Raw genomic sequence first — 6,081 nt, forward strand, 5'->3', positions numbered from 1 at the left:
AACCCATATCAGCCGTTACCAAAAAAACGGATATGTACTCCGAGCCAAAAGCCGGAACCCATTTCAACACCTCTTATGGTCATTTATGGAAAAGTCAAAGTATCGAAAAGCAGGATTGGCCCTGGTGTTGACCGTCGCAGCGGGCCTGATTATCTACACGGTGCAGGCCCCCGCAGACGCGCCGCAATACCTGACCGCCACCGCCGAACGCAGTGACATCGAAAACGCCGTCCTGGCCACCGGCCTGCTCGAAGGCGTCAAGCAGGTCGATGTCGGCGCCCAGGTTTCCGGCCAACTCAAATCCCTGAAGGTCAAGGTCGGCGACAAGGTCAAGAAGGGCCAATGGCTGGCCGAAATCGACCCGTTGATCCTGCAGAACACCCTGCGCAAAGCCCAGGTCGACGAAGAAAACCTCCAGGCCCAACGCCGCGCCACCGCCGCGCAACTCAAGGAAACCAAATCCGTCTACGAACGCTACCAGGGCCTGCAGGAGGACGAATCCGTGTCCCGCCAGGACTTCGAAACCGCCGAGTCCAACTACGAGGTACAGCGCGCCAACCTGATGTCCCTCGACGCCCAGATCAAAAGCGCCCACATCCAGATCGACACCGCCAAGATCAACCTGGCCTACACCCGCATCGTCGCGCCAATCGACGGCGATGTAGTGGGCATCGTCACCCAGGAAGGCCAGACCGTGATCGCCAGCCAACTGGCACCGGTGCTGCTCAAGCTCGCCGACCTGGACACCATGACCGTCAAGGCCCAGGTCTCCGAAGCGGACGTGATCCACATCAGTCCGGGCCAGCAGGTGTATTTCACCATCCTCGGCGAGGCCGACAAACGCTACTACGCCAAATTGCGCGGTACCGAACCTGCCCCGCAGAATTTCCTCGAAACCCAGACCGCCGGCACCCCCAAGCAAAACACCGCGGTGTTCTACAACGCGCTGTTCGACGTACCCAACCCCGACCACCGCCTGCGCATCGCCATGACCGCCCAGGTGCGCATCGTGCTCGACACCGCCAAGGCCGCACTGACCGTGCCGGTGGCCGCACTCGGCCCGCGCAATGCCGATGGCAGCTTCCCGGTGCGGGTGCTGGACGCCAAGGGCAAGGCCAACACGCGGCAGGTGCAGACCGGCATCAACAACAACGTCAAGGTGCAGATCCTCGATGGCCTGGCCGAGGGCGACAAGGTGGTGATCGGCGATCCATCGCCCGCCGTGGCGGGGGGCTGATTGATGACTCAGCCACTGCTGGAGCTTAAAGGCATCGTGCGCAGTTTCATGGCCGGTGACCGCGAATTCATTGCGCTCAAGGGCATCGACCTGACCATCCACGCCGGGGAAATGGTCGCGATCACCGGGGCCTCGGGTTCGGGTAAATCCACTCTGATGAACATCCTCGGTGGCCTCGACTACGCCACTGCCGGCAGCTACAAGATCAATGGCATCGAAACCCGCACCCTGGGGGATGAACAACTGGCCGAGCTGCGCCGCGACTACTTCGGTTTTATCTTTCAGCGTTACCACTTGCTGGCGCACCTGAGCGCGTTGCACAACGTGGAAATGCCAGCGATCTATGCCGGTACGCCGGAAACCGCCAGGCACAGCCGCGCCGGGGAATTGCTGGCACGCCTGGGGTTGTCGGGGCATTTGACCCATCGCCCGAGCCAGCTGTCCGGCGGCCAGCAACAGCGGGTGAGTATCGCCCGGGCCTTGATGAACGGCGGCGAAGTGATCCTCGCCGACGAACCCACCGGCGCCCTCGATACCCACAGCGGCAAGGAGGTGATGCGCATCCTGGCCGAGCTGCACGCCGCCGGGCACACGGTGATCATCGTTACCCATGACCCGAAAGTCGCGGCCAATGCCCAGCGGATCATTGAGGTGCGCGATGGCGAGATTGTCAGTGATCGCGCCAATCAGAGTGTCGGCCTCGACCTGCCCACCGAAGCGCCCATCGAGCCCAAGCGCAGCGGTGCGCGCAAGTTGGTGGCGAGCCTCGGGCTGTTCAAGGAGGCCTTCAACATGGCCTGGGTCGCGCTGATTTCCCATCGCATGCGCACCTTGCTGACCATGCTCGGCATCGTCATCGGCATCACCTCGGTGGTGTCGATCTCGGCCATCGGCGAAGGCGCCAAGCGCTATGTGCTCAAGGACATCCAGGCCATTGGCAGTAACACCATTGATATCTTTCCCGGCAAGAGTTTTGGTGACAGCCGTGCGTCAGCCATCGAGACGTTGTTGCCGTCGGATGTGGATGCGCTGAACCAGCTGTATTACGTCGACAGCGCCACGCCGGTGGTGGGGCGCAACCTATTGCTGCGTTACGGCAATATCGACCTGGACGCCCAGGTCAATGGGGTCAGCGATCGCTATTTCCAGGTCAAGGGCCTGAAGCTCGAAGCCGGAATTACCTTCAGCGAAAGTGACGCTCGGCGCCAGGCCCAGGTGGTGGTGATCGACCACAACGCGCGCCATCGACTGTTCGCGCCAGGCGTGGATCCGCTGGGTCAGGTGATCCTGGTGGGCAACCTGCCCTGTACGGTGATCGGGGTGACGGCCGACAACAAAAACATGTTCGCCGCCAGCAAGGCGTTGAACGTGTGGGTGCCGTACGAGACGGCAGCGGGGCGGCTGTTGGGCCAGCGTCATCTGGACAGCATCACGGTGCGCATCAAGGACGGCCAGCCGAGCAAGGTGGTGGAAGAGAACGTCACCAAGCTGATGTTGCAACGTCACGGCACCAAGGACTTCTTTACCAACAACCTCGACAGCATCATGCAGACGGTGCAGAAAACCAGCCGTTCCCTGGCGTTGCTGCTGTCGTTGATTGCAGTGATTTCGTTGCTGGTGGGCGGCATCGGGGTGATGAATATCATGCTGGTGTCGGTGACCGAACGCACCCGCGAAATCGGGATTCGCATGGCAGTGGGCGCGCGGCAATCGGATATTCGCCAACAGTTCCTGGTGGAAGCGGTGATGGTCTGCCTGATTGGCGGGATGATCGGCATCTCGCTGTCATTCGCCATCGGCTATCTGTTTTCGTTGTTTGTGAAAGAGTGGGAAATGGTGTTTTCCCTGGGCTCGGTGGTGACGGCGTTTGCGTGTTCGACGTTGATCGGGATTGTGTTCGGGTTTGTGCCGGCGCGGAATGCGGCGCGGTTGGATCCGATTGAAGCCCTGGCCCGGGATTAGGCCGGGCAGAGATCAAAAAATGTGGGAGCGGGCTTGCTCGCGAATGCGGTGGATCAGTCACACATGTATTGACTGACACTGCGCATTCGCGAGCAAGCCCGCTCCCACATTTGTTCCTCGGTGTTCTAGAGAGTGGCGTTTTCTTCTGTGGAATACATCCACCGCATCAACGAATGCCGGCCACTGATGCCCATCTTGATCGCAGCCCGCTTGAGGTAGCTCTCGATGGTATTGACCTTCAGTGCCAACTGCTCTGCCAGTTCCGGTGCGGTACGCCCGGCCAGCAGCCCCACGCACACCTCAAGCTCCCGGCTGGACAGGGCCAGCCCCGATTGCGCGAGGCGCTCTTCAAAGCGCCGGCGCAAGGTGTCGATGCCTTGTTGCTGCGGCGCTTCGCTGTCCGGACCGCTGGGTTGCAGGGCGCTGATGTGTTTTTCAACCATCGGCAGCAGCAGGGAGGAGAAGTCTTGCAGGATGATCCGCTCCTGCTGGGAAAAACTTTCGCAGGGGTTGGAGCGATACACCGACAGCACGTAGCTGACGTCATCCTTGCGCCGGGTCAGGTGCAGTTGGGCGGCGGCCTGGGCCTCTTCCTGCCCTGGCAGCGGGTCGGTGTACACCGGGCTGATCCCCGTCATTCGCGAACTGCCTGCCTTGCGCGGTGAACTCACAGGCATTTGGGTGATGTGCGTGGCGTCGACCGCCAGTTGGGTGAGGATCAGGTCATGCAGCATGCGCGGGAAATGCCGGCTGCCGGTGCTGGCGATGACTTTGCCAATGTGGGGGAACAGGTGTGAGTTCATCATTTCATCCATGAGTTTCAATGAGGGCGGCGTACAGGGCAGTGATCTCCATGACTGCCGCCTCGTATGCTAGTACAGGCTTTCGCAAACGGGCCAATGAATGGATCAAATTTTTTGCGGTGCAGGGCGCAACGGGAGAAGCCCGACCTTTTCAGGCCGGGCTATTGATAAACGTCGCGCCTGCCTGTGAATTTACTTCAAGCGTGATGAACGTTGTGTTGCACCGCCCGGGATTTCGGCTTTACGGCACAGGCCTGCAGGGCTTGGGCAACGTCGGCCAGCAGGTCGGCGACATCCTCAAGGCCCGCCGAGAGTCGCACCAGCCCTTCGGAAATCCCGTGGTGGGCGCGCTGCTCCGGGGTGTAGGTGGAGTGGGTCATGCTGGCCGGGTGCTGGGCCAGTGACTCGGCGTCCCCCAGGCTCACGGCCCGGGTGAACAGCTTGAGGGCGTTCATGAAGCGTCGGCCCATGTCGATGCCGCCCTTGAGTTCAAACGCGATCATGCCGCCGGATTGTTTCATCTGCCGCGCGGCCAGTTCGTATTGAGGGAAGGAGCGCAGGCCGGGGTAGGTCACCCATTCCACCAGGGGATGGGCCTGCAAGGCTTCGGCGATGGCCAGGGCGTTGCTGCAATGGCGGTCCATGCGCAGGGCCAGGGTCTTGAGGCCGCGCATCAGCAGGGCGGCGTCCTGGGGTGACATCACCGCACCGGTCAGGTCCTTGAGCCCTTGCAGGCGAATGCGCTGGGCCAGGGCCTGGCTGCTGACGGCGATGCCGGCGGTGATATCGCCGTGGCCACTGAGGTATTTGGTGGCCGAGTGCACCACCACGTCGGCGCCCATTTCCAGCGGGCGTTGCAGGTAGGGCGTGCAGTAGGTGTTGTCCACCACCACGGTGATCCCGGGTTGCCGGTGGGCGATCTCGGCGACGGCGGCGATGTCCACCAGTTGCAGGTTGGGGTTGGCCGGGGTTTCGAAGTAGATCATGCGCGTGGCCGGGTTGATGGCCTCGCTCAGGGCGTTCAGGTCGGTGAGGTCGACGTGGCGCACCTTGATGCCGAATTCGCCGATGCCGTGGTGCAGCAGGGCGAAGGTGCAGCCGTAGAGGGTCTGGCTGACGATGATTTCGTCACCGGGGCGCAGCAGGGTCCAGAACGTCGCGGCAATTGCGCCCATGCCGGAGCTGAAGGCGACGGCGGCTTCGCCGTTTTCCAGGGTGGCCATGCGCGATTCCAGCAGGGCCAGGGTGGGGTTGGAGATGCGGGTGTAGAAGTGTCCGCTCTCTTCGCCGGCGAAGCAGGCGGCTCCGTATTCGGCGGTGGGGAAGGCGAAGGTTGCCGTCAGGTAGATGGGCGGCACGAGGGCGCCGTGGTGGTCCTGGGGGTCGTAGCCGTGGTGGATGGCGCGGGTGGAAAAGCCGAACGTGTTGTGTTTATTTTTCATGGTCGGACGCTCCTTATTTCCTACAATGCTATGCTTATAACGGCGGCCGAACGTTCCATAGTTTGCTGGGAAAAGCCGGTAGATTGGGATGAAAAACAATAAAAACGACGTTTTGAGGCAAGATATGCCCATGCATCTGGATCGGACTGACAAGGCACTTTTAAACGCCTTGCAGGGTAATGCGCGGTTGACGGTGGCGGAGTTGGCGGAGCGGGTGTCGCTGACCACTTCGCCGTGTTGGCGGCGGGTGAAGAACCTTGAGGACAGCGGGGTGATCGGCGGTTATCAGGCGATCCTGTCGCCCAAGGCGCTGGGGTATGGGGTGACGGCGTTTGTCAGCATCATGATGGATACGCACTCCCGGGAAGTTGCCCGGGCGTTTGAGCAAAGGTTGCTGGAGATTCCCGAGATTGTGGCGTGTCATAACGTTTCGGGGCGGTATGATTTTTTGTTGGAAGTGGTGGCGAAGGATCTGGAGTCGTTTGGGGAGTTTGCGCGGGAGGTGTTGCAGGGGTTGCCGTGTGTTAAGGAGATTTACTCGAGTTTTTCTTATAAGTCGGTGCGGCCGTTGCGGGTGATTCCTTTGCCGGAGTGATGGTGTGTATATCCGTTATTTGGGTAACGGCTGCTTATGGTT

At 61.1% G+C, this 6,081-nt stretch carries 5 protein-coding genes; 3 read left to right on the forward strand and 2 right to left on the reverse strand.

Going from position 1 to position 6,081, the window contains the following annotated elements:
• Positions 1–85 precede the first annotated feature (85 nt).
• Both macA and HX873_RS26950 read left to right on the forward strand, forming a co-directional pair.
• A complete protein-coding gene (macA, locus tag HX873_RS26945; RefSeq protein ID WP_177020133.1) occupies positions 86–1,237 on the forward strand; it encodes a macrolide transporter subunit MacA in 1,152 nt (383 codons plus the stop codon).
• A 3-nt stretch (positions 1,238–1,240) separates the two neighbouring features.
• Positions 1,241–3,199 (forward strand): MacB family efflux pump subunit, encoded by a 1,959-nt coding sequence (locus HX873_RS26950; protein ID WP_003212489.1) that lies wholly within the window; start codon positions 1,241–1,243, stop codon positions 3,197–3,199.
• 125 nt (positions 3,200–3,324) lie between these two features.
• On the opposite strand, the gene HX873_RS26955 is transcribed toward HX873_RS26950, so the two are convergent.
• The gene (locus HX873_RS26955; protein ID WP_177042415.1) at positions 3,325–4,014 is read right to left on the reverse strand and encodes a helix-turn-helix transcriptional regulator; all 690 of its coding nucleotides are present in this window, start codon (positions 4,012–4,014) and stop codon (positions 3,325–3,327) included.
• 185 nt (positions 4,015–4,199) lie between these two features.
• The gene (locus HX873_RS26960) at positions 4,200–5,444 is read right to left on the reverse strand and encodes a methionine gamma-lyase (protein WP_177009637.1); all 1,245 of its coding nucleotides are present in this window, start codon (positions 5,442–5,444) and stop codon (positions 4,200–4,202) included.
• A gap of 124 nt (positions 5,445–5,568) precedes the next feature.
• Here HX873_RS26960 and HX873_RS26965 point away from each other — a divergent pair, with 124 nt between their 5' ends.
• A complete protein-coding gene (locus tag HX873_RS26965; protein WP_008430161.1) occupies positions 5,569–6,039 on the forward strand; it encodes an Lrp/AsnC family transcriptional regulator in 471 nt (156 codons plus the stop codon).
• Positions 6,040–6,081: the final 42 nt, after the last annotated feature.

The sequence above is a fragment of the Pseudomonas sp. P7758 genome, from assembly GCF_013386485.1.
In the GTDB taxonomy this organism is placed as follows: domain Bacteria; phylum Pseudomonadota; class Gammaproteobacteria; order Pseudomonadales; family Pseudomonadaceae; genus Aquipseudomonas.